At 62.2% G+C, this 22,733-nt stretch carries 18 protein-coding genes; 7 read left to right on the top strand and 11 right to left on the bottom strand.

The genetic code is table 11. The features are described from left to right. The first annotated feature begins 30 nt into the window (after positions 1-30). Both tssH and tssA read left to right on the top strand, forming a co-directional pair. Positions 31-2,706 (top strand): type VI secretion system ATPase TssH, encoded by a 2,676-nt coding sequence (gene tssH, locus PQR42_RS21375; protein WP_408388022.1) that lies wholly within the window; start codon positions 31-33, stop codon positions 2,704-2,706. A gap of 53 nt (positions 2,707-2,759) precedes the next feature. Next, the gene (gene tssA, locus PQR42_RS21370) at positions 2,760-3,866 is read left to right on the top strand and encodes a type VI secretion system protein TssA (protein WP_408388024.1); all 1,107 of its coding nucleotides are present in this window, start codon (positions 2,760-2,762) and stop codon (positions 3,864-3,866) included. Between the two features lie 99 nt (positions 3,867-3,965). Here the strand turns inward: tssA and PQR42_RS21365 are convergent, their stop codons facing one another. The 4 genes from PQR42_RS21365 to PQR42_RS21350 all read right to left on the bottom strand — a co-directional run bounded on the left by PQR42_RS21365 (position 3,966) and on the right by PQR42_RS21350 (position 10,908). Further along, the gene (locus tag PQR42_RS21365) at positions 3,966-4,928 is read right to left on the bottom strand and encodes an OmpA family protein (RefSeq protein WP_408388026.1); all 963 of its coding nucleotides are present in this window, start codon (positions 4,926-4,928) and stop codon (positions 3,966-3,968) included. A 4-nt stretch (positions 4,929-4,932) separates the two neighbouring features. Further along, a complete protein-coding gene (tagF, locus tag PQR42_RS21360; RefSeq protein WP_408205722.1) occupies positions 4,933-5,925 on the bottom strand; it encodes a type VI secretion system-associated protein TagF in 993 nt (330 codons plus the stop codon). Beyond that, positions 5,922-9,803: a type VI secretion system membrane subunit TssM gene (tssM, locus tag PQR42_RS21355; protein ID WP_408388028.1), complete on the bottom strand. Its 3,882-nt coding sequence runs from the start codon at positions 9,801-9,803 to the stop codon at positions 5,922-5,924. Before tssM ends, tagF begins: the two co-directional genes overlap by 4 nt. A gap of 259 nt (positions 9,804-10,062) precedes the next feature. Continuing rightward, positions 10,063-10,908, bottom strand: coding sequence for a M15 family metallopeptidase (locus PQR42_RS21350; protein ID WP_408205718.1), 846 nt, complete (start codon positions 10,906-10,908; stop codon positions 10,063-10,065). A 124-nt stretch (positions 10,909-11,032) separates the two neighbouring features. On the opposite strand from PQR42_RS21350, the gene PQR42_RS21345 reads away from it, so the two are divergent. Both PQR42_RS21345 and PQR42_RS21340 read left to right on the top strand, forming a co-directional pair. Beyond that, positions 11,033-11,971, top strand: a complete 939-nt coding sequence (locus tag PQR42_RS21345) for a hypothetical protein (RefSeq protein ID WP_408493720.1) — start codon at positions 11,033-11,035, stop codon at positions 11,969-11,971. A gap of 231 nt (positions 11,972-12,202) precedes the next feature. After that, positions 12,203-13,345, top strand: a complete 1,143-nt coding sequence (locus PQR42_RS21340; RefSeq protein ID WP_408493719.1) for a nucleoside hydrolase — start codon at positions 12,203-12,205, stop codon at positions 13,343-13,345. A gap of 41 nt (positions 13,346-13,386) precedes the next feature. Here PQR42_RS21340 and PQR42_RS21335 read toward each other — a convergent pair whose 3' ends face one another. Continuing rightward, entirely contained in the window at positions 13,387-14,343 is a 957-nt protein-coding gene (locus tag PQR42_RS21335) for a LysR family transcriptional regulator (RefSeq protein WP_408205712.1), read from the bottom strand. A 737-nt stretch (positions 14,344-15,080) separates the two neighbouring features. Continuing rightward, positions 15,081-16,133, bottom strand: coding sequence for an NAD(P)-dependent alcohol dehydrogenase (locus PQR42_RS21330; protein WP_408217241.1), 1,053 nt, complete (start codon positions 16,131-16,133; stop codon positions 15,081-15,083). A 318-nt stretch (positions 16,134-16,451) separates the two neighbouring features. Here PQR42_RS21330 and PQR42_RS21325 point away from each other — a divergent pair, with 318 nt between their 5' ends. Continuing rightward, complete coding sequence (locus tag PQR42_RS21325) at positions 16,452-17,420, top strand: AraC family transcriptional regulator (RefSeq protein ID WP_408217244.1); 969 nt, start codon at positions 16,452-16,454, stop codon at positions 17,418-17,420. Positions 17,421-17,438: 18 nt separating this feature from the next. Here PQR42_RS21325 and PQR42_RS21320 read toward each other — a convergent pair whose 3' ends face one another. The 3 genes from PQR42_RS21320 to PQR42_RS21310 all read right to left on the bottom strand — a co-directional run bounded on the left by PQR42_RS21320 (position 17,439) and on the right by PQR42_RS21310 (position 19,569). Continuing rightward, positions 17,439-18,215, bottom strand: a complete 777-nt coding sequence (locus PQR42_RS21320; RefSeq protein WP_408388034.1) for a molybdopterin-dependent oxidoreductase — start codon at positions 18,213-18,215, stop codon at positions 17,439-17,441. Continuing rightward, a complete protein-coding gene (locus PQR42_RS21315) occupies positions 18,212-18,844 on the bottom strand; it encodes a cytochrome b/b6 domain-containing protein (protein ID WP_408388036.1) in 633 nt (210 codons plus the stop codon). The genes PQR42_RS21320 and PQR42_RS21315 overlap by 4 nt, the downstream gene beginning before the upstream one ends. Before the next feature lie 92 nt (positions 18,845-18,936). Beyond that, positions 18,937-19,569, bottom strand: a complete 633-nt coding sequence (locus tag PQR42_RS21310) for a hypothetical protein (RefSeq protein ID WP_408217252.1) — start codon at positions 19,567-19,569, stop codon at positions 18,937-18,939. Positions 19,570-19,762: 193 nt separating this feature from the next. On the opposite strand from PQR42_RS21310, the gene PQR42_RS21305 reads away from it, so the two are divergent. Further along, on the top strand, positions 19,763-20,434 hold the full coding sequence (locus tag PQR42_RS21305; protein WP_168790805.1) for a heavy metal response regulator transcription factor: 672 nt from the start codon (positions 19,763-19,765) through the stop codon (positions 20,432-20,434). Then, entirely contained in the window at positions 20,431-21,831 is a 1,401-nt protein-coding gene (locus PQR42_RS21300) for a heavy metal sensor histidine kinase (protein WP_408388038.1), read from the top strand. Before PQR42_RS21305 ends, PQR42_RS21300 begins: the two co-directional genes overlap by 4 nt. On the opposite strand, the gene PQR42_RS21295 is transcribed toward PQR42_RS21300, so the two are convergent. After that, positions 21,828-22,244, bottom strand: coding sequence for a VOC family protein (locus tag PQR42_RS21295; protein WP_408388040.1), 417 nt, complete (start codon positions 22,242-22,244; stop codon positions 21,828-21,830). The two genes, PQR42_RS21300 and PQR42_RS21295, sit on opposite strands and share 4 nt — an antisense overlap. A 54-nt stretch (positions 22,245-22,298) precedes the next feature. After that, positions 22,299-22,640 (bottom strand): zinc ribbon domain-containing protein YjdM, encoded by a 342-nt coding sequence (locus PQR42_RS21290; protein WP_408217261.1) that lies wholly within the window; start codon positions 22,638-22,640, stop codon positions 22,299-22,301. Between the last annotated feature and the right edge of the window lie 93 nt (positions 22,641-22,733).

Here is a 22,733-nt window from a genome sequence, read left to right as displayed (position 1 = left end):
ACGACAGAACCTGGACCCGGATCGCACGACATGAGCACGTCCCTCAATACCCTGATCGCCAAACTGAATCCGACCTGCCGGCAGGCGGCTTTGCTGGCGGCGAACAATTGTCTTGCGCGCGGTCACTACGAGGTCGACCTCGAGCATCTTCTGCTGGCATTGCTGGACGAGCCGGCTAGCGACGTCGCGCTGGTGCTGCGGGCGAGTAGGATCGACGCGCATGCGTTGCGCGCGGATCTCGAGCGCGAGTTGCAGCGTTTGAAAACGGGCAACACGCGCACGCCGGTGTTTTCCAAACATCTGATCGAATTGCTCGAGCAGGCGTGGTTGATTGCGTCGCTCGATTCGCAGATCGGGCGGATCCGTTCAGGGCACCTGTTGCTGGCGCTGCTGAGCGCGCCGGACCTTGCGCAATTCGCCGAGCGTATGTCGCCGTTGCTGCGCGACGTGCGCGTGACCGACCTGAAGCACAAGTTCGATGAGCTGACCGCGGGCTCGCGCGAAGTCGAGCGCAGCAACGAGACGGAAATCGCGCGAGATAACGCGAGCGACCCAGCGGCGTCCGCTACCGCGCCGGGCGCACCGTCGAAAACGCCCGCGCTCGATATGTACACGAGCAACCTCACGCAGCGTGCGCGTGAAGGCAAGATCGATCCGGTGATCGGCCGTGAAGGCGAGATCCGCCAGACCATCGACATTCTGATGCGCCGCCGGCAGAACAACCCGATCATGACGGGCGAGGCGGGCGTCGGTAAAACGGCCGTGGTCGAAGGTCTCGCGCTGTGCATTGCCGCCGACGACGTGCCCGCGCCGCTCAAAGGCGTGGCGCTGCACGTGCTCGACATGGGTTTGCTGCAAGCCGGCGCGAGCGTGAAAGGCGAGTTCGAAAACCGCCTGAAGAACGTGATCGATGAGGTGAAGAAGAGTCCGCACCCGATCATTCTCTTTATCGACGAAGCGCACACCATCATCGGCGCTGGTGGCCAGGCCGGACAGAACGACGCGGCCAATCTGCTGAAGCCGGCCTTGGCGCGCGGCGAATTGCGCACCATCGCGGCCACGACATGGAGCGAATACAAGAAGTACTTCGAGAAAGACGCGGCGCTCGCGCGGCGTTTCCAGGTCGTGAAGATCGAGGAGCCGAGCGAGACGCTCGCCGCGGCCATGTTGCGCGGCATGGCCGCGTTGATGGAAAAGCACTTCAACGTGCGCGTGCTCGACGATGCGATCACTGAAGCGGTGCGTCTGTCGCATCGCTACATCAGCGGCCGGCAACTGCCGGACAAAGCGATCAGCGTGCTCGACACCGCTTGTGCGAAAGTCGCGCTCGCGCACAGTTCGACACCTGCTGCGATCGACGACACGAAGAAACGTCTCGAACGTATCGACGCTGAAATCGCCGCGCTGGAGCGCGAAGTGGCAAGTGGCGCGCTGCACGACGAACGGCTCGCTGAATTGCGCGGCTTGCGTGAAGAAGACCTCAAGGATCTCGCCGAAGACGAAGCGCGCTATGACAAGGAACGCGCATTGGTGACGGAGATCGTCGGCTTGCGCGCGGACATCGACGCGGCGCGCGTGAGCAGTGCGGACCCCGAACAGGCCGACAAGGCGCAGCAGGCGCGCGAAACGCTTGCCACGCGCGTGGCTGAATTGCACGCCTTGCAAGGCGGTCAGCCGATGGTGCCGTTGCAGGTCGACGCTCACGTGGTCGCCGAAATCGTCGCCTCGTGGACCGGCATTCCGCTCGGCCGCATGGTCAAGGACGAGATCCAGACCGTGCTGAACCTTCAGCCGCTGCTGGCCGCGCGCGTGATCGGCCAGGACCACGCGCTCGACGCGATTGCGCAGCGTGTGCGCACGGCGAGCGCGAATCTCGAAGACCCGAACAAGCCGCGTGGCGTGTTCATGTTCGTGGGACCGTCGGGCGTCGGCAAGACCGAAACCGCGCTCGCGCTCGCCGATGTGTTGTACGGCGGCGAACGCAAGATGGTCACGATCAACATGAGCGAGTATCAGGAAGCGCACAGCGTGTCTGGTCTGAAAGGCTCGCCGCCGGGCTATGTTGGTTACGGCGAGGGCGGTGTGCTGACCGAAGCGGTACGCCGCAATCCGTATTCCGTGGTGCTGCTCGACGAAGTCGAAAAGGCGCATCCCGATGTGCTCGAAATGTTCTTCCAGGTGTTCGACAAAGGCACGATGGATGATGCCGAAGGCCGCGAGATCGATTTCCGCAACACGCTGATCATTCTGACTTCGAACGTCGGCTCGCAGGCTGTGATGCAGGCGTGCCTGAACAAGAGCGCGGAAGAGTTGCCCGACGCCGACGAACTCGCCGAGACCTTGCGCCCGCAACTGTATAAAGCGTTCAAGCCGGCATTTCTCGGCCGTATGAAAGTGGTGCCGTACTATCCGATTTCCGACGATGTGCTCGCCGAAATCATCGAGTTGAAGCTTGAGCGGATTCGCCGCCGCATCGAGTCGAATCACAAGGCGGTGTTCGAGTGGGACGAGTCGCTGGTCGATGCGGTGCTCGCGCGTTGCACCGAGGTAGACTCCGGCGCGCGCAATGTCGATCACATTCTGAATGGCACGCTGTTGCCCGAAGTCGCGCAGCAGGTGCTGGAGCGTGTGGCGAACGGCGCTTCGCTCGAACGCATTGCCGTGCGGGCGAGCGAAGCGGGTGAATTCGACTACACGGTGGTGTGAAGGGATGCGCCAATCTGTTTTAATGCCGTACCGGATACTTATTGCTTTCTTTCATGCCGATTAATCTAGACACCTTACTGACTCCGCTCAGCGAAACCTCGCCCTGTGGCGAAGATCTGCTGTTTTCAGCGGATTTCGACGCGATCCAGCACGCGCGCCGTTTCGAAGACCCGTCGCTGGATCAAGGCGAATGGGTCACGGAGATCAAGGAGGCCGATTGGGCTTTCGTGGTCGAGCGTTCGGCTGGCCTGCTGCAAACGCAGACCAAGGATTTGCGCCTCGCCGTCTGGCTCACTGAAGCACTCGCGATCGACGAGGGCATCAACGGTCTTTCGCAGGGTTACGCGTTATTGACGGGGCTTTGCGAGCGCTACTGGGATCACGTGCATCCGCTGCCGGAAGGCGACGACACCGAGTATCGCCTCGGCAACGTAGCGTGGCTGGTTGGGCGCACAGGCGATCTGCTGCGCGCCATGCCGCTCACGTCATCGCAAGGCAATGCGTACAGCACCATCGATTGGGACGTGGCCACGCACGTCGCGCAAGCCGTCAAGCGCGATCCGGATCACGCCGACGATATCGCGCGCGGCAAGCCATCGATCGACCAGATCGAGGCCTCCAAGCGCGCCACGCCGCCGGCGTTTTACTCGGCGCTGCTGCTCGATCTTAAAGCGTTCGAAGCGGCCATGCTCGCACTCGAACAGGAACTGGACCGGCGAGCCGCCGACTCCGCGCCGAGTTTCCGTCAGGCGAAGGATGCGTACGAAAGCGTCTACCGCCTGGCCGAGCGCTTTGCGCGCGAATTAGGCGTGAACGCCGAAGCGCCGCCTCCCGCGAAAGCGCCTGCGCCGAACGAACACGAACGCGCCGAGCCCACCTTCAAGAGCGCACCGCAACGCGAGGAACCTGTGTTGACGACCATGCCGACGAGCCCGATTGCAGGAATCCAGAGCCGTGCGCAGGCCGTCGCGCAGCTGCGTGCGGTGGCCAAGTTCTTTCGCGCGACGGAGCCGCACAATCCTGCCGCGTATTTCGCAGACAAAGCTGCGGAGGCAGCGGATATGCCATTGCATCAATGGCTTTCGACAGTGGTGAAAGACGACGGATCGCTCGCGCATATTCGCGAGTTACTGGGCGTGAAGCCGGAAGAAAACAGCTAGATAAAAGTCTCAATGCGCAGCAAACAAAAAAGCCTGGTTTCGGTGGAAAGATAACCGAAGCCAGGCTTTTTTCATGCACGCTGCGCAAACAGCAACGGCTCAAGACCCCGCACGAAACTCAATCCGCCGATTTCGCGCCCGCCCATCGGTCGTGTCGTTCGACGCGATCGGCTGATCCGGACCGACGCCGGTCGTCGTCATCTGTTGCGGCGGGATGCCCTTCGCGACCAGATAGCCCTTCACCGCATCCGCGCGCGCCTGGCTCAGCGCGATATTCGACGTGCGGTTGCCCGAGTTGTCGGTGTGCCCGATGATCGCGACGGTCTTGGTCGTCATCTTCCCCATCGCGGCGGCCATCTGATCGAGAATCGCGCGGCCTTGCGGTGTGAGCGTCGCGCTGCCGGTTTCGAATTCGATCGTGCGATTCGCGAGCGTCTGATCGAGCAGGCCTTGCTCAGAAGCGCTTACGCGCAGACCGTTCTTGATCGTGTAAGTCGGGTTCAGTGCATTCGCCATGTCGCTCGCGAGCTGCTGGCGCTGCGATTCGTTGTGCACTTCGCCTTTCACGTCGATCTGCGTGCCGTCGATTTTCAACTGGCCTTTGCTGATCTGCTTCAACTGCGGGCCGATCAGCTTTTGCACGTTGGCGGACCAGTTCGGCGGCGTCGCCACATCGGCGACTTCGATCTGGTCGACCACGTTGGCCGCGCCGTACGTGTCGCGCAAGCGCGCGAGCACGGCCGCCTTGGTCGCTTCGTCCGGCACCTTGCCGCCGACCACCACCTGGCCCGGCGTCGCGTTGGCGGGCGGCGGCGCCGCGGTGATCGCGCCGGTGCCGGCGCCGGTCGTGCCGCTTGCGAGTCCGGCCGCGGTCACCGCGGGCCCCGCATTGCCAACGGAGGCCAAAGCAGCCGGCGGCAGGATCGTGGTGTGAATCGAAACGCCGCTGTTGTCGACCGGCGTGACGCGAGCGGGGCCGTCGTTGTCGGCATGCGCAAACGCGCTGAGCAGAAGACCCGCGAGCAGCGCCGTCATGCGCGCGGTGGATGTGTTTTTCAGCATCGTGTCACGCTCCCGTGAATGCTTCGCGGAACGTGTCGATGCTGACGCGCAGCGACAGTTGCGGTTGGTCGAGGTAACTGACGAGCTTGCTGATGCCATGATCGTTTTGTGCGTGTTCGTCGATCCACTCGGGATCGTCGATATCGATGTTGTGCGCCGCGTACGACTGCGGATCGACCACGCTGTGCAGCGTTTTGGCCGAGGCGCCGTTAAAGCCGATGATGAGCCGCTCGCGCTCGGCGATCGTGCCGATAAAAATCGCCAGTTCGAAATCCGCCTGCGCGACGAACGGCGCAATCAGTTCGAGCCAGAACGCGGCAACGAGACTGCGGTAGAACGGATCGTTCGGCAGCGGCAAGGTCAGCCCGCGTTCGAGATGCGACGAGCCGCTTTGCATCACCGGACGCAGCAGCGAGCCGAGCGCCAGCATCGCGCCACGCAGACGCACCGGGTGGCCGCTCGCGAGCAGCATCTGTTCGAGTCCGGCGAGTGTCTGGTGCTCGACGAAATCGTTAAACGTGCCGTCGTGCGGATTGCCGGGACCACCGCCGATCTCGATCGGCACCTGTGTTTCGCCGAGCGCCTGCAGCGCGCCGGGCGGCTCGCTGGCGCCGAGCAGCGGCTTCATCTGCGCCGCGACGCGCGACCAGAGGCGCGCGAAGGCGAGCGGGCTGTGCGCCAGGAACGTCAGCGGCTTTTCGACTTCCAGCGCGGTCGCGGCAAGAAACGGAAAGCGCCGCGACGATTGATCGTGGCTCGCCATCATGTGCCCGGCAATCGCCAGCTTGCTGCGCGAACCGAGGAACGCGAAGTGCATCGGCTTGGCGTTTTCGTAGACGATCTTCCAGCGCGGATCGTCCGTGAGCAGTTCCATGGCTTCGGCGATCCAGCGGTCGAGCGTGGCCAGCAATTGCGGGTTATGCGCGCTCTTCACGAAGTCGCCGCGCGACGGGATCTTGCCGAAGTAGGCGATTTGCGCCTGCACGGTTTGCGTCATTGCGCACCCCCTGTATTCGAAACCGCGGTGGCGGCCGTCGCGGGCCGTGCCGCGGGCGTTGCCGGCGCGGTGACGGGCGTGGCGCCCGGTGCGCCCGCGGTGGTCGCGTTGACCGAATTCGCCGCCGCGCTCACATCCGCCACCGAGGATGGCAGACGCAAGCCGCGCAGGCTCTGCTGTTGCGGCGCATCGCTGCTGCCGCTCGAAGCCTGCGACGTGCTGATGATGCGCATGCTGACCGCTACCGTCACGCTGCCTTGCGTCCACGACAGATCGAACGTGCCGTCCGGGCGGCGCTTGCGCTGCGCCGAGTTGATCAGCTTCTCCAGCCCGTAGCGGCCCGGTTCGTTGACCAGTTGCAGCGTGCGGCCGTCGAAGGTCGTGGCGCTCAATGTCGCGCCAGGCGAGCCCGACGGATTCGGCCACACGAAGTTGGTCCACTGCGGCGGCGTATTGCGGTAGCGCATCTGCTGGCCGTCGATCGCCAGCGTGTATTCCGTCGTGCCGCTACTCGGCTGCGGCAGGATCTGGAACACGGTCTGCGGTTCGGCCGAGCTCTGACCCGACGCACCGGCCGCGCCACCGGCGAGCGGCGCCACCCAGCGTGCGAAGCCGTTGGTGAAGTCGGGCGTGAGGGCGAGACCCATATCGCCCCACGTGCGGGCCGTCAGCGTGTCGCCACGGCGCACCGCGAGCGGCCCGAGCGTGGTGCCGACGAACTTGGCGATCGCGCCGTCCGGGCCGAACACCTGGGCGATTTCGCCGGCGCCGGCTTCGACCTTCGCGTCGCTGGCAAACGGATATTTGTTTGCAAGCGAACCCTGGAAGCTCTGATACACCTGCGCATTCCACACTTTGTTGACTTCGACGCTGGCCGGTTGGATCACCACCGCATACGCCGCCATCAACGGACGCACGAGCAGCGGACGCAGGGCTTTGCGCTGCGAGTCGGTGAGGCCCGTGAGCATCTGTTCGTCGACGTACTTGAGCGAATCGGCGAGTTCGGAGCCGCTGCCGTCGAGCGTCTGCTGCATCAACTGACGCGCGCCCGGTCCCGGATCGCCCTGATTCTTGATCACGTTAAAGCGCGTGCGGACTTTCGACAGCGTGTCCATATAGCCCTTGAGCATCGAACCGTTGTCGCCGCTCACGACGATGCGGCCCAACGCCGAGAACTCCTGGCCGATCGGACCCATCGGCACTTCAACCGGATTGCCGTTGATATCGATGTTCGCGTTGAGCTGGCCAGTCGGCGCACGCGAGAACCAGTTCTTGAACCAACTCGTGACGCCGGTTTGCGCGCGTTTCAGGTTCGCGTTGAAGAGCGACGGGTTGTCCCACGAAGTCTGGTCGTACGCGGTTTCGAGCACCTTGCGGATCGGCGAGTCCTGCGGATCGCCGAGACGGTTCATCGCATCCACCGCCTGGCCGAAGCTGCCGAAGCTCTGCACCGCAATGCCTTGCATGAACTTCTGCCAGTGCATCGCGTACTCGGTCTTGTACATCGCGACGAGCGCTTTCTGGATCTGCTCGGGGCTGCCTTCCAGCGTCAGGTCGTCGTGTGCGGACGTGTTGAGCACCCAGTCCTTCGCCTGCAACTCTTTCGTCGCGGCGTCGCGAATGGCGGGCTGCACGTACTGGAACCACGCTTCACGCGTGAAGGTGCCGGGGATCGCATAGCTGCCCGCCACCAGCGCCGTATTGTTTTCGCCGACGATGCGCGCGATCGTCATCGGCGCGAAACGGGTCGATGCGCGCGCCTTGATTTCCTCGTAGACACGCTGACGGGCCGGCATGCCGCGCACCACGCGGCGCAGGTTCTCACGTGTCTGATCGACGAGACCGAGGTTCTGATCGATCATCGGCCAGTCGTCGTCGGAGACGCGCGCGAGATAGAACGTGATCATTCGCTCGGCGCTGCGGATCATCTCGTCGCGCGGCATGTTGCCGCGATTCGTTTCGAGCCAGCCGCGCCAGAAACGCGCCACCTGGTCGGTGAGGTGAGCCGTTTCCACATGACGCTTGTCGCTCAGCATCAGGTAGGTCTTGAGCGCGTTGTACGCATCTTCGACGTTGGTCGGCGAGGCGTCGCTATATAGACCGCCCTGACTGTTCGCGGTCATGGCCGAATGCGTGGAGACCGGAATCGCGGCGGCGTCCGGCGCGCGGTTCAACGGCGCGAGCTGATCGGGATGCGCGTTGACATCCTTCAGGAACGACGCGAGATTCTGCGAGACCGGATCGAGCAGGATCTGACGCACGCCGTTGTAGTACTCGGTGAGCAGGCGCTGTTCGAGGCGATCGCCCTGATAGAGGCCGAGCGATACCGCGAGCGGCCGGTCGCGGCGGAACTGCTCCAGCTGGTCGATGCGGTCCTCGAGCACGTCCATGGCCTGCAGGCGCGATTGCAGATCGTTGCGGTTCTGCTGCAGGCGCACGACATTGTCGAGGTCGGCCTGCACGTTCGCCGTGAGCTGCTGGTTGTTGACCGTCGACCAGGTCCAGCCGCCGAGCGCCAACGCGAGCACCGCGACGAAGCCGAAGAAGGTCGCATAGCGCATGCGCGTCTTGGCGGGACTGGCGAACTGCTTGACCGTTTGCCGATCGGCGAAGATCACCTTCGAGAAGAGATCGCGCAGAAAGAAGCCGTTCTTCGAGAACGCGCTATGCGGCTTGGGCAGGCTGTCTGAACTCAGGCCGAAACGGTTCGCGATGCGCGTGGCCGCGGCGCTATTGGTTTCGCCTTCCTGCAAGGCGCTGGTGAAATAGAAGCCGCGGAAAATCGGCTTGTACTGGAACGGGTTGGTCTCGAACAGCGTGGCGAGAAACGCGCGTAACGCGGGTTTGATGGTCGAGAATTCGAGCGGAAAGCTCAGTTGGCCCGGCGAGAGCTTGTTGCCGCGGTTGATCGACATCTGCGCGACGCTGATCTCTTTCAGGCCGTCGTACAGGTCCTCGAAGTGCTCGTCGAAGAGACCGACCACGTCGCGCTTTTCGTCCGGCTCGTAGGGCAGGGTGGCGCCCCACACGCGGTCGTATTCATGGCGCTCGCTGCCGCTGAAGAATTCGGTGAAGCCGGTAATCAGGTCGGCCTTGGTGAACATCACATACACCGGCGCGAACACTTCGAGCTTCTCAGTCAACTCTTGCACGCGCTGGCGCAGGTTCTTCGCGAGATTGATCGCGAATTCGGGCTTGCTGTTGGTCAGTTCCGCAATGCTCGCCGTGACGATGATGCCGTTGATCGGCGCCTTCGGCCGGAAACGTTTGAGCAGGCCGAGAAAGCCGAGCCATTCGGTGCGGTCTTCCTCATGCACGGAATAGCGGCCGGCCGTGTCGAGAAGAATGCCTTCGGTTGTGAAGAACCAGTCGCAGTTACGTGTACCGCCGATGCCGTGAATCACCGCGTTGTTCTTGTCGGCGAACGGGAATTGCAGACCCGAATTCAGCACCGCGCTACTTTTGCCCGCGGCGGGGTTGCCGATCACGATGTACCACGGCAACTCGTACAGTGCCGAACCGCCCGACACCTGGCCGATCTTCGAGGTCTTGATGGTCTTCACCGCATCGACGAGGCGCGTGCGCAGCACGTCGAGTTCGGCCTGACGCGCGGGCGTGGGCGCGGGACCGGTCTCGGCCTGCTTCTCCGCCTGCTGCTCGAGCATTTCGCCGAGCTTGCGATTCGCGCGGCGCGCGCGCAGGCGGCGCAGGATCCACACGAGCAGCCACAGCGCGATCACGGCGCCGAGCACGATGGCCGGCCACATCGGGTCGATCTGCAAGGTATCGGCGCCGATGAACAAAACAGCAGCGAGCGCGAGCAAGCCGATGATCGAGAGCGTGCGTGTGTGGGTCAACACGTTGAGAATGCGTCGCATAAGCCGTTCAGGTCTTGATGATGAGTGTTGTGGCGCGTGGTGTGGCAGGCCGCATGGTGCGCGTACGCCGTTTGAAATAAAACGAAAGCATATTCAGGCGAAAGCGAATGCGGCCGAATTGTTAAATCGGCAATAGCCGACCGTGGCGACAGTGAGCGAAGCAATGCCGTTATGCGCGCGGCATTGCCGCTTTTTGCCAGAAAAATTGATTGAACGCCCCATGTCAACCTCTTTATTACCCGGTTTTGCCCATTGCGCCTTAATGGCCGCGCCCGAGGACGAAGCCGGGTTTGTGATATTCGACGTGCCCGAGATCCATCATTTTCCAACGGCCACCCCACGTCAGACCGACCTGTTCGGCTGTTTGCCCGTATAACTGATAACCTCGCATGGCCCAGGGATCTTTTTCTGAAATGACGAGCTTGCCGTCGCGCAAAAACGCATTGTCCGCGGCGAGACCGTATTGGTGATAGCTTTGAAACGCTGCGGCATTGGTGACGTTGCCCCCCATTTGCGCCAGCCGGTTTTGCCGCTCCGGACTGCGATAACCTTCCAGCAAAGCCATTTCATACCCGTATTGCTCGTGCATGATTTTGTACACGAGCAATAAACGCGTTCTGAAATCGGTATCGAGCAAATTCCAGTCGCGGCTCGCGTCTTTAAGCGCGGGCCGGATCTGCTCGACTTCCTGCGTTGCGAATACCTCCGGCGGCAACGGTGGCGGGGGCACAAGCTGTTCGCCGTTCAATAACGCAGCAATTTTCTCGTCCGGAACCCGTGCGGTGTCATCGAATTGGAATAATTGCCGGCCGCGTAAAGCCAATGCCACCAATGGAGGCGTCGCAAGAATACCTGTCGTGGTAAAAATCAGCAAGCGCCGCTTTACCAGTAACTTTTGCATATCGACTGCCGTCGATTGCGAAATTTTTGCCGAGCGTGCTAATTGACCGCGAGCGCGCGATGCGCCACGCGATGCCCCACGCATAACACGGCCGTGAATAGTGAGCGCCGCGCCTAATAAAGAGGCGCGTACCGCCGGCAATAGCAGCATTGCAGCGATCACAACGGCGATGGCGAAATAGGCGAGAAGTACTACGGCAATCAAAGGCAACCCCGGAAATTGGAAACAATTGTATTTTGTAATGCTTGCTCTTAGAATCAGGCCTGCTCGGAGACGAGCCGGAACGTATTATCACGGCGAAATAATCCAGGATTCAATGAGACAGTGAATGAGTGCGCCGGAAAGTTCGAATTCCAAAGCCCCGCCTAGCCTGTTATCTGATAAGGCTAAAGGCGCTGATGGCAATGGTTCGCGAATTCTTGCGAACCTCGAAGGCCGCGTTGCGCCGCCTACGGAAAAACCACGCCGGTCGAAAGCGCCGTTTCTATTGGCCGCCCTGCTCGTGATCGCGGCAGGCGGCTGGGGTGCGTGGCATATGCAGCAGCGTACACAGAGCGAGTCGCTGGCAGCGGCCACGCCGGCAAGGGCAGAGAAGACGGCTGCGCCGGCTGCTGCGAGCGCTGCGCCGCAGGTGGTCGCCAAAGCAGAGGCGCCGGTTCCGGCGTCGTCACAAGCGGCGACGATCGTTGCCGACGATAGCGACAGCAAAACCGCCGCCGCTTCCGCTACGGCGCCCGCCAGCGACGGCAGCCGTTTGTCGCGCGCGCTCGCCGACGGCGCGGAGCCGAGCAGTGCACCCGCACCGGTTGCATCCGCAACGGCCGCTTCCGCGGTCACGGTGCCGGCGGCGAAGCACGGCAAAAGCGCAACGGCTGTGGCCAGCAAGGAGAAGCACGAGAGCGCGGCCCACGGCAAGAAGGAGAGCGCCACTGCCAGCAATCGTCGTGCGAGCGGGCCGACCGCGGTCGCTCAGTCGAAGAAAACGCACGCGAGCGGTAGTGCTTCGAAAGATGATTCGGATGCCGATCTATTGGCCGCGCTCGTTGCGCGGACCAAACCGGCGGACGCCAAACCCGCGGCAGGCAACACCGCGACCAAGGTCAGCGCATCGGCCACGGCTGGGAACGCCAAGCTGGCCGAGCGTGTGAAAGAGTGCGGACAGCGCGGCTTTTTCGAAGACCAGTTGTGCCGCTGGCGCGTATGTGACGGCCACTGGGGCAAGGATCCGGCGTGCCCGGGTTCGGCACAGCAGGCTCGTCAGCCGTAGGCGCGCTTCATCATTCAATCAGCCTGACGCTCTGCATGAGCGTTATCGACCGCAACAGACTTTGTTCTGTTGCGACTCGTCTTGCGCGTCATCCGACGCGCATGCGTTCCATCAGTCGCCGCAAACTGATTCCGTGAACTACCCATTCGACATGACGATTTGATTTCATCTGGATTACGTCTATGATGAGCCTCCTTCGCGCGGCACAGCGCTATAAAAAAGGAGACATCAGTGAAGCGACTTCTCGTGGCATTGACGTGTGTGGCAAGCGTGGCGACCGTCACGGCGCTCTCGGCGTGCGGTGGTAGCGAGATCAATGCGCAGGACCCGCCCAAAGTGATTATCGACAGCGACTACAACACGCTGAGCGACGACGGCCAACTAAGCGTCATGGCCGCGCAATTGGAGGCGCAAGGTTCGTTGAAAGTGCTGGGCATTACGGTGGTTTCCGGCAATCAATGGTTGAAGCAGGGCGTCGCGGATGCGTTGAAATCGGTCGAACGTCTGGGCGTTGAAAATCAGATCGGCGTGTATGCGGGCGCCAACTACGCGCTGTCTCACGACTTCGCCACCATTCAGGCCGAGCAGAAGCAATTCCCCGGCGGCGACGGCTATCTCGGCGCATGGAATACACCCGAGCCGAAATCCGATAGTGACCTGGTCGCGCCACCTGACGGCTTCGCCACGCACACCAAGGTGCAGAGCAAGAGCGCGGTGGATTTCATCGTCGACTCGGTGAAGCAGTATCCCGGCGAGGTGACGATTCTCGCGATCGGCCCGCTGACCAACATTGCGCTCGCCACGCGTCAGCATCCGGAGATCGTGCCGTTGATCAAGCAGATCATTTACATGGGCGGTGCGATCGACGTGCCGGGCAATACCACGCCGATAGCCGAGTTCAACTGGTGGTTCGATCCGGAAGCGGCTAAAACCGTGTTGCGTCTGCCTATCAAACAGGTGGTGATTCCGCTCGATGTGACGGACACCGTGAAGATGGACAAAGCGCTGTACGATCGAGTCGCGCACGACCCGACGAAGCAGACCATCATCACGCAATTGTTCAAGACGTTGAACGGTTATGGTTTCGACGGCAAGAACGGCTTCGAGACCAACCCGAACTACACGACGAACATCTGGGACACGCTGACGCTGGCGTATCTGATGCATCCTTCGTTCGCCACGCAGACCGTGGAGGAGTGGGTGGATGTGGATATGAGCTTCGGTGCGAATGACGGCAAGGCTACCGGTTATACGAGTTCGCCGCCGGCGGGATTGCAGAAGATGACGGTGGTGAAACGCTTCGACAATCCGAATTTCTTTAACTTCTATGTTGATCTGCTGACGCGGCCGGTGCCGGTCAAGTTAGCTAACTGACGCGGTTCTCTACCGCGCTGCGCGTCTGCATCCAACCCGCCTCAGGCGGGATGCAGGCCGCGCAGCAATTGACGGACACGCGAGAGATCCTGATCGACGTGCTCCGCTTTCTCGAACAACTCCGCCAGCCAATCCACGAACGCGCGCACGCGCGGCGACACGCGGCGGTTCTTCACATACGCAACCGAGACCGGCATCGGCACGGGTTTCCATTGCGGCATGACTTCGCGCAATAGTCCCGAGTCGAGATACGGTTGCGCGGCGATCCGCGCGGGCTGGATCAAGCCGAGGCCTTGCAGGCCGCAGGTGAGATAGGCCTGTTCGTCGCTGACCTTGACGAAGCCTTTTACCTTGACGTTTTGCGCTTCGCCATCCACTTCGAAATCGAAGTCCACTTCGCGGCCGTTATGCGGCGACATGCAATTGACGGCCACATGTCCCCGCAGATCGTCGAGGTCCGCGGGCGTGCCGTAGCGGGCCAGGTAGGCCGGACTCGCGCAGGTCACGTGCTCGAGGGTGCCGAGTTGGCGCGCGACCAGATTCGAGTCTGGCAATTCGCCGAGCTGGATGCTGCAGTCGATGGCTTCGGTGATCAGATCGACGGTGCGGTTGCTGATGCCGATGGCGAGATCGAGGTTAGGGTAGCGGGTGTGGAAGTCGTCCAGTGCCGGCAGGACGATGGCGCTGGCTACTGCGCCGGGCATTTCGATGCGTAGACGGCCGGTCAGGTTATCTGTCGCGTGGCGGATGCTGGCTTCCATTTCGTCGATGTCGGCGAGGATTTGCGCGCAGCGTTCGTAGTAGGCGGCGCCTTCGGGTGTGACGCTTAGGCGCCGCGTTGTGCGGGCTAGCAGGACGGTGCCTAGCAGGGCTTCCAGATTCTGGACGATGGTGGTCGCCGTGGCGCGCGGAATGTTTAATGATTCCGCTGCGCGGGTGAAGCTGTTGGTGTCCACGATTCGGATGAATGTGCGCATTGCAGTTATTCTGTCAATCACGGTTTCATGCTCCAGTCGAGGGTTTAAGGTCTTGGCGGTTCTATTGCCTGTGCGGCGCTTTTGGGTGTGTTCTTTGGGTGTTGGCCTTTCCTTGCTTTGTTAGTGGTCTATTAGCGTTGCCCCTGTGCGGGGCGGCACTCACTTCTCTTTGCCGCCGCAAAGAGAAGTAAGCAAGAGAAAGCGGCTCAAACCGCTAATTCTTAAGCGGGTCCCCCGCGCAGTCGCGGTAGTGGTGCATCTGGAATCTGTGTTCTCGCACATTCGGCGCGAGTGACACAGCAGTCATACTTCCCGCCTCGCGCTACGCGCTCGTCGGAGCCGTCCACTTAAAATCGGTGGCTTCGTTTGTGCGGGTGGGGGCCATCGGCTTCGCCTCGGCGATACGCCGAAGAAGACCGGTGGGGTTAATGAAGTACCGCGGGGGCGCGCGCAGCGCCGCCGGAAGAATGACTGCTTTGTCACTAGCGCGGAATGTGCGAAGACACTAATTCCAGATGCGCCACTACCGCCGTTGTGCGGGGGGCCCGCTTATGAGTTAGCGGTTTGAGCCGCTTTCTCTTGCTTACTTCTCTTTGCGGCGGCAAAGAGAAGTAAGTGCCGCCCCGCACAGGGGCAACACTAATAGACCACTAACAAAGCAAGGAAAGGCCAAAACCCCAAAGAACACAGCCAAAAAAAACTACAAAAAACCCACGCCACAGCCCCCAAAAAAACCGCGGCGCGAGCCAAAAAAACCATCACTTCCGCAAGGAATCCAAATCAACCACAAACCGATACTTAACATCACTCTTCAGCATCCGTTCATAAGCCTCATTAATCCCTTGCATAGGAATCACTTCAACATCAGAAGTAATCCCATGTTCCCCGCAGAAGTCCAACATCTCCTGCGTCTCGGCAATCCCACCAATCAGCGACCCAGCCAACCGGCGACGCTTGAAAATCAGATTAAACACTTGCGGCGACGGATGATCATGCTCCGGCGCGCCGACCAGCGTCATAGTCCCATCGCGCTTGAGCAGATTCAGAAACGGATTCAAATCGTGTTGGGCAGCAACCGTATTCAAAATGAAGTCGAAGCTATTCAAGTGCGCTTCCATCTCCGCAGCATTCTTCGAAATCACGACTTCATGCGCACCCAACCGCTTCGCATCTTCAATCTTGGAAGGCGACGTCGTGAACAGCACAACATGCGCACCCATCGCACGCGCGAGCTTCACCCCCATATGCCCTAAACCGCCAAGGCCAACAATGCCGACCTTCTTGCCAGGACCGGCCCCCCAGGTCCGCAGGGGCGAATACGTCGTGATACCCGCGCACAGCAAAGGCGCCACACCAGCAGGATCGAGATTCCCCGGCACACGCAGCGTGAACGCTTCATCCACGACGAGTTGCGTGGAATAGCCACCGTAAGTGATCTGACCGTCGACGCGATCAACACCGTTATACGTGCCGACAAAACCATTCTCGCAATACTGCTCGAGATCTTCCTTGCAACTCGCACACGTGCGGCACGAATCGACCAGACAGCCGACGCCGACCAGATCGCCCGCCTTGTATTTCGTCACGTCCGGCCCGACCGCGGTCACGCGGCCGACAATTTCATGGCCCGGCACGACCGGAAACACGGTGTTCTTCCATTCGTTGCGCGCCTGATGCAAATCGGAATGGCACACACCGCAAAACAGAACTTCCATCTGCACGTCATGGGCGCGCAATTCGCGGCGCTGGATTTCGAACGGGGCGAGCGGCGCGGTAGCGTCAGTCGCTGCATAGGCATAGGTCGTGCTCATGGGTAGCTCCAGCAAAGAGGGTGAAGTCGCAAGGCGCCGGCGATGGGCGACGCATGTCGCCGATGTGGCCAACCTCGTCATGAACCGGGATCACGGCGCGGGCGGTGGCTGGCAAATTCGTCAAACTGGGAATTGGCAACCGAGCCCGGCGCAGCGCGGAAAAGGATGATCCGGCAGGGTTCCCATCATAGGAGCGGGCGGGGAGCCCGGGAATACCTGAATGTCTTGAAGATTTGCCTAAAACTCCTGGCGAGGAGCGCGATAGGTCGTTTGGTGCTAAATTTCAAGCATTATTCTCTCGCACGTCACTATACCGTCATGTCAACCCGTTCCGCTGAACCCGTCCCGGTCGACCCCGCCCAGCAGCGCGTGGTCGAGTTATTCGATGTGCTCGCACCCACTCCGGGCCTCACGCGCACGAGCCTCGAAGGCGTCAACCTGATGCGCGCGAATAGTCCCATGCCGCGTATGCCGGTCATGTACGAGCCGAGCATCGTGATCGTCTGCCAGGGCCGCAAGCGCGGCTTTCTCGGCGATCAGGTGTTCCAGTACGACGCGCAGCAGTACCTCGTGCTCTCGGTGCCCTTGCCATTCGAATGCGAGACCGAGGCGAGCGCGGAAGAGCCGTTCCTGGCCATCTCGGTGCGCGTCGATCTGACCATGGTGGCCGAATTGCTGATGGCGTTGAACGAAACGCAGGGCGCCGCGCAGAACGAACCCGTCGGCATCTATTCGACACCGCTCGACCCCGCGTTATGCAATGCGGTGCAACGTCTGATGGACGCGCTGGCGTCGCCGCTCGACGCGCGCATTCTCGCGCCCGGCGTGGTGCGGGAAATCTGTTATCGCGTGCTGACTGGCGAGCAGGGCGATGCGATTCGCGCGGCGCTCACGCATCAGAATCATTTCGGCCGCATCGCCAAGGCGCTGCGGCGAATTCATGCCGACTACCACGGCGTACTCGACGTCGATACGCTCGCGTCCGAGGCGGGCATGAGCCTCGCCGTGTTTCATGCGCAGTTCAAAGCGGTCACCGCCACTTCGCCGATGCAATACGTGAAGACCACGCGCTTGCATCACGCACGTTTGCTGATGGTGCAGGATGGGTTGAATGCGGGCGCGGCCGCGGCGCGCGTCGGTTATGAAAGCGCGTCGCAATTCAGCCGTGAGTTCAAGCGTCTGTTCGGGCTGAGTCCGGTCGACGAAGTCAAACGCATGCGCGCCGTCTACGATGCGCCGCCGCCGCGCGTGGTCAAGCCGGTGGCGCGTTACGTCACCGCAGTGTGATCGGGCGGGTGACGCGCGTCACAAACCGCTGAACCAGTTGTACCCCTGGTCTTCCCAATAGCCGCCGGGATTCGTGTTGGTCACGAAGATCGCGGCGATATGCTTGGGATTCTTGAAGCCGAGTTTGGTCGGCACGCGCAGCTTCAACGGGTAGCCGTATTTGGCCGGCAGCGGCTCATTGCGGAAGTCGAGCGTGAGTTGCGTCTGCGGATGCAAGGCCGTTGCCATATCGAGGCTGGAGTAATAGCGGTCCGCGCATTTGAAGCCGACGTAGCGCGCGTTCAGATCGGCGCCGATGCGCTCCAGAAACGCGCGAAACGGCACGCCGCGCCATTGTCCGATCGCGCTCCATCCTTCGATGCAGATGTGGCGTGTGATCTGCGAAGCCTGCGGCAATGCGCGTAGCTGATCGAGATTCCAGGTGCGCTTGTCCGACACGAGCCCGGACACTTCCAGTTGATACGTCGAGCCGTCGATGTCCGGCGCGTCGAACTCCGGATAAAACGCGTTGAACGGGAACGGGTCGGTGATTTCGCGTGCCGAATAGGTCGGTGCGAGCTTGTTGCGATCGAATAACCAGCCCTGCACGCGATCGTTCCAGCGCGACATCGCCCAGAGTACCTTGTCGACCGAATCGCCGTCCTGCATGTTGCAGCCCGAGAGCATCGCCAGTGCGCCGATGGAGAGCGACGAGCGCAGGAACAGGCGCCGTTGCAGCCGCTCGATCTGCGGCTGATGATCGGCAAGCACGATGCGGGATCGGCGCGCGTCGCCGTTGGGTTTGGATGCGCTCATGCCTGGCTCCCTTCATGCGCCGAATGCCGTGCGCGCCCGGTCAGCATTGGCAGCAACGTGCGCGGCACGAGCAGCACCAGCGCCAGATGCACGACCACAAAACCGACTACGCCTGCCATCGCGATGAAATGCACGCGCCGAGCGAAGTCGAAGCCGCCGAATAGCGCGGTGAGCCACGAGAATTGCACCGGCTTCCAGATGGACAGCCCCGACGCCACCAGCAACACACCAAGACATAGCACGAGCAGATACAGCGCACGCTGCACCGCGTTATATTTGCCGGTATCGTGCGGCAGCTTGAAGCGCAGCGCGAGGCTTGCGTCATGCACCACGTCGCGCGGATGAACCGGCAACAGCTTGCGCCGGAAATGTCCCCGTCCGAGGCCATACGCGAAATACAGCAGCCCGTTCGCGCAGAGCAGCCACATCGCCGCGAAATGCCACGCGATCGAGCCGCCCAGCCATCCGCCGACGGTCGCCCAAACCGGAAACCGGAACGGGAAAAATGGCGACGCGTTATAGATGGCCCAGCCGCTCATCACCATGCAGACCATCGCGAACGCGTTGATCCAGTGCGTGATTCGCACGACGAGCGGGTGAACGAGCAGACGCGTTTGTGATTCGGGCATGGTGCGAAGGTCACGAGACAAACAGGAAATCGAAAAGCCGCGTCATGCAAGAACGCGGCCATTCGACTCAATGAGAAAACGGCAACGCCGTATTACATCGGCGGCGTCACGCCATGTTCGCCCGCGGAGATGAAGTTGGCGGCCATCGAGCCGTCGGCTTCCTTGTGGGCGAACAGCACGACTTTCGCGCCCGGCACCAGCAGCGAACGGTCACCCGGTTCCAACGCGACGATAGGCACGTCTTGCGGAATCACGATTTTCTTTTCGCCGTCCTTGTACTTCACGGTGATGGTGCGGCCGTTGCTGACCACGAGCGAACCCACGGTGCCGTTGGTCATCGAGCTGTTGCCGCCGAGATCCCACGGGCGATGGCCTTCGCCGGAGCCGCGCATGCTGGCCGGGAACACGTGTACTTCGAGCGCCTTCAGCGTGCCGTCCGCTTGCGGAATCGCGGCGGTGCCGACGTAGCTGTCCGGCTTGATGTCGTTCACGTTGGCGAGCACGACGCCGCGAATCGGCGTGTCCTTGGCGAGCTTCACGTCGACGTCCTTGCCGTCGCGCGTGTGGATCTTGAGCAGATCGCCCGACAGCGACGTCACTGTGCCACGCACGCCGGTGGGCGCGGCGGTCTGGGCCTGGGCCGCCGGTCCGGCGGCGAGCAAAGCAGCGGCAACGAGCGCGGGGGCGACGAAGGCGCGCAACGCGTGCGCGGAAACGATCTTCATGAATCTGCTCCAGGTGGTGAAGGATGGGGGCAGATTAGACCCGGGACCGGCTCCGGCGAGTGACAGGCGGATGACAAAAACGTCATGAATGGCGCGCCGCAGCCACGTAAAATGGCCGGCATATCCACGTCCAGGTTTCGGCGAGCGGCAGGGCGAAGCTCTGAGCCAAAGCCGAATCGGAGCACCGAGCACCATGAGCATCCTCGTCATTGAAGACGATCCGAAAACCGGCGACTACCTGAAGAAAGGTTTGCGCGAGAGCGGCTATGCCGTCGATCTCGCGCGCACCGGCACGGACGGCCTGCACATGGCGCTCGAAAACGCGTACGACCTCGTGGTGCTGGACGTGATGCTGCCCGGCATCGACGGTTGGGAAATCATGCGCGCGCTGCGGGCGCGGCGCGATCTGCCGGTGATTTTCCTGACCGCGCGTGATCATGTCAGCGATCGTATTCGCGGTCTCGAACTCGGTGCGGACGATTATCTCGTCAAGCCGTTTTCATTTACGGAACTTGTGCTGCGTATCCGCACGCTGCTGCGCCGCGGCGTGATCCGCGAAAGCGACGTATTCGAAATCGCCGACCTGAAGCTCGACGTGCTGCGCCGCAAGGTGACGCGTGAAGGCGTGGAGATTCCGCTCACCAACAAGGAATTCATGCTGCTGCATCTGCTGGTGCGCCGCCAGGGCGAAGCGCTGTCGCGCACGCAGATCGCCTCCGAAGTGTGGGACATGAACTTCGACAGCGACACCAACGTGGTCGACGTGGCCATCAAGCGGCTGCGCGCCAAGGTCGATCATCCGTTCGAAAAGAAGCTGATTCATACGGTGCGCAGCATCGGCTACACCTTCGGCGACGGCTCATGAAATTCTGGACCGGGCGCTCGCTCACGGCTCGCACCACGGTGCTGTTCGCGGCGATCGCGTGCGTGGTGATCGGCACGCTCGGTGCGTATTTCTATCACTCCGCGGAGGTGTCGTTGCAGCGCCGCGCCGACGTGGTGCTGACCGCCCGTGTCGAGCATTTCAGCCGCATCGTGCGCGATCTCTATTCGGTCAGCGAATTGAAGAGCCGGCCGTTGCTGTTCGAGACCATGCTCGGCGCGGAACAGGACGTACTGCTGTTTCGCCGTCCGGGCGAAGCGCCGTTCATCGACGTGAACCCGGCGGGCGTCGTGGTGCCCGCGCTGCAAGCTGGCGTGGAGGGCCGCTTGCCGACCTTCGCCGACATCCGCCAGACGCGGCTGGCCAACGGTGTGCCAGTGCATTGGGCGATCGCCACCGCCAAAGCGCGCGAGGACGGCACCGAAGTCGAAGTGATCGCCGGCCATCCGATGACGCAGGAAGTGCGCATGCTGGCCGCGTACCGCAACCGCATCGTGCTGGCCACGCTGATCGGCATGCTGGCCGCGACGCTGCTCGCCTGGTACGTGCTGCGCCGCGCGTTGCGCCCGGTTCGCGAGATTGCCACGCGGGCCGCGCAGATCAGTCCCACGAGCCTGTCCGTGCGGCTCGACAGCGAGGCGGCGCCGCTCGAATTGCGCCAGCTCACGCACGCGTTCAACGCCATGCTCGACCGTCTCGCCGATGGTTATCAACGGCTCTCGCAGTTCTCCGCCGATCTGGCGCACGAAATCCGCACGCCGGTCGGCGCGTTGATCGGGCAGACCCAGGTGACGCTAGCCCGGACCCGCGAGCCCGACGAATATCAGCAGGTGCTCGAATCGAATCTTGAAGAACTGAGCCGCCTGAGCCATATTGCGGAGAACATTCTGTTTCTCGCGCATGCGGACCATGCGGCGCTTTCAGTGGAACGCGAGCCGGTCGACCTGCGCGAGGAACTCGTCAGGATCGCAGATTATTTCGAAGGTCTCGCCGACGAACGCGGCATGCGCTTCGTGGTCGAGGCCGCGGGGGTGGCATCGGTCAATCCGATGCTGTGCCGCCGCGCGATCAACAACCTGGTCGTCAATGCCGTGCGTTACGGCGCGAGCGATACGGTGGTGCGTCTGCGTGGCACGCAGGACGAAGCGGGCGCCACCGTGGTGGTCGAAAACGACGGCGCGCCGATTCCCGAAGAGCAGCTAGGCCGTCTGTTCGATCGTTTCTATCGCGCAGACGCGGCGCGCAGCGCGTTCACCGAATCAAGCGGTCTGGGTCTTGCGATCGTCAAGGCGATCATGCATCTGCATGGCGGCACGGCGCGCGTGGCGTGTCCGGCGCCGGGCGTGGTGCGCTTCGAGCTACGCTTTCCGGGCGCTTAACTGCTGGGCGCGGTGGCCGGGGTTTCCGGTTCGTGACAGCACACGCAGAGCTTGTTGCCGTCCGGATCGCGAAAGTAAGCACCGTAGTAGTTCGCGTGATACTGCGGACGCAAACCCGGCGGCCCCTCGCACGTGCCGCCGTGAGCGAGCGCCGCGGCGTGCGCGTGATCGACCGTGGCGCGATCGGCGGCGAGCAGGGCGATCATCTGACCGTTGCCGGCCGACGCAGGTTGGCCGTCGTAAGGCTTGCCGATCACGAACAGCGGACGCGGCGCATCCGCTGCCATCCAACCGGACCAGCATGCTTCCGGATCGCGGAACTTGAGCCGTAGGTCGAGCGTGTCCATCAGTGAGTCGTAAAAGCTGCAAGCACGCTCGAAATCGCCGATACCGATGAAAACGTGGGAAAGCATGGCTGTCGCTCCTCGCGAATACTGGCTGTGCCGGCCAGCGCCGTTCGTTCAGACTCAGACCTTCTTCAGATACGCGGCCTTCAGCATGAAGTTGCCGGCGTCCATCTTGCAGTCCACTTCATGATCGCCGCCGACAAGGCGAATGCTCTTCACCTTGGTGCCCATTTTCAGGGTGATCGACGAGCCTTTCACTTTCAGGTCCTTGATCAGCACGACGGCATCGCCATCGGCCAACCGGTTGCCGTTGGCGTCCTTGACCACGCGTTCGTCGGCGTCGTCGGCGGACGCGGCGGCGTTCATCGGCCATTCATGCGCGCAGTCGGGGCAGACGTAGTTGTCGCCGTCGGGGTAGGTGTTTTCCATCGCGCACTGCGGGCAGGCGGGAATTGTCGACATGATTTTTCCAAACCGCGGCGCCGGGCCGCGGAAAACTTCAGGGTCGGCGAGTATAGCGGACGCGCGCCGGGCGGCCGGCGTCCGCAACGCGGG

The sequence above is a fragment of the Paraburkholderia sediminicola genome, from assembly GCF_046027355.1.
GTDB lineage: Bacteria > Pseudomonadota > Gammaproteobacteria > Burkholderiales > Burkholderiaceae > Paraburkholderia > Paraburkholderia sediminicola_B.
The sequence above is the reverse complement of the archived record's forward strand: the minus strand, read 5'-3'. Positions and strand labels throughout refer to the sequence as shown.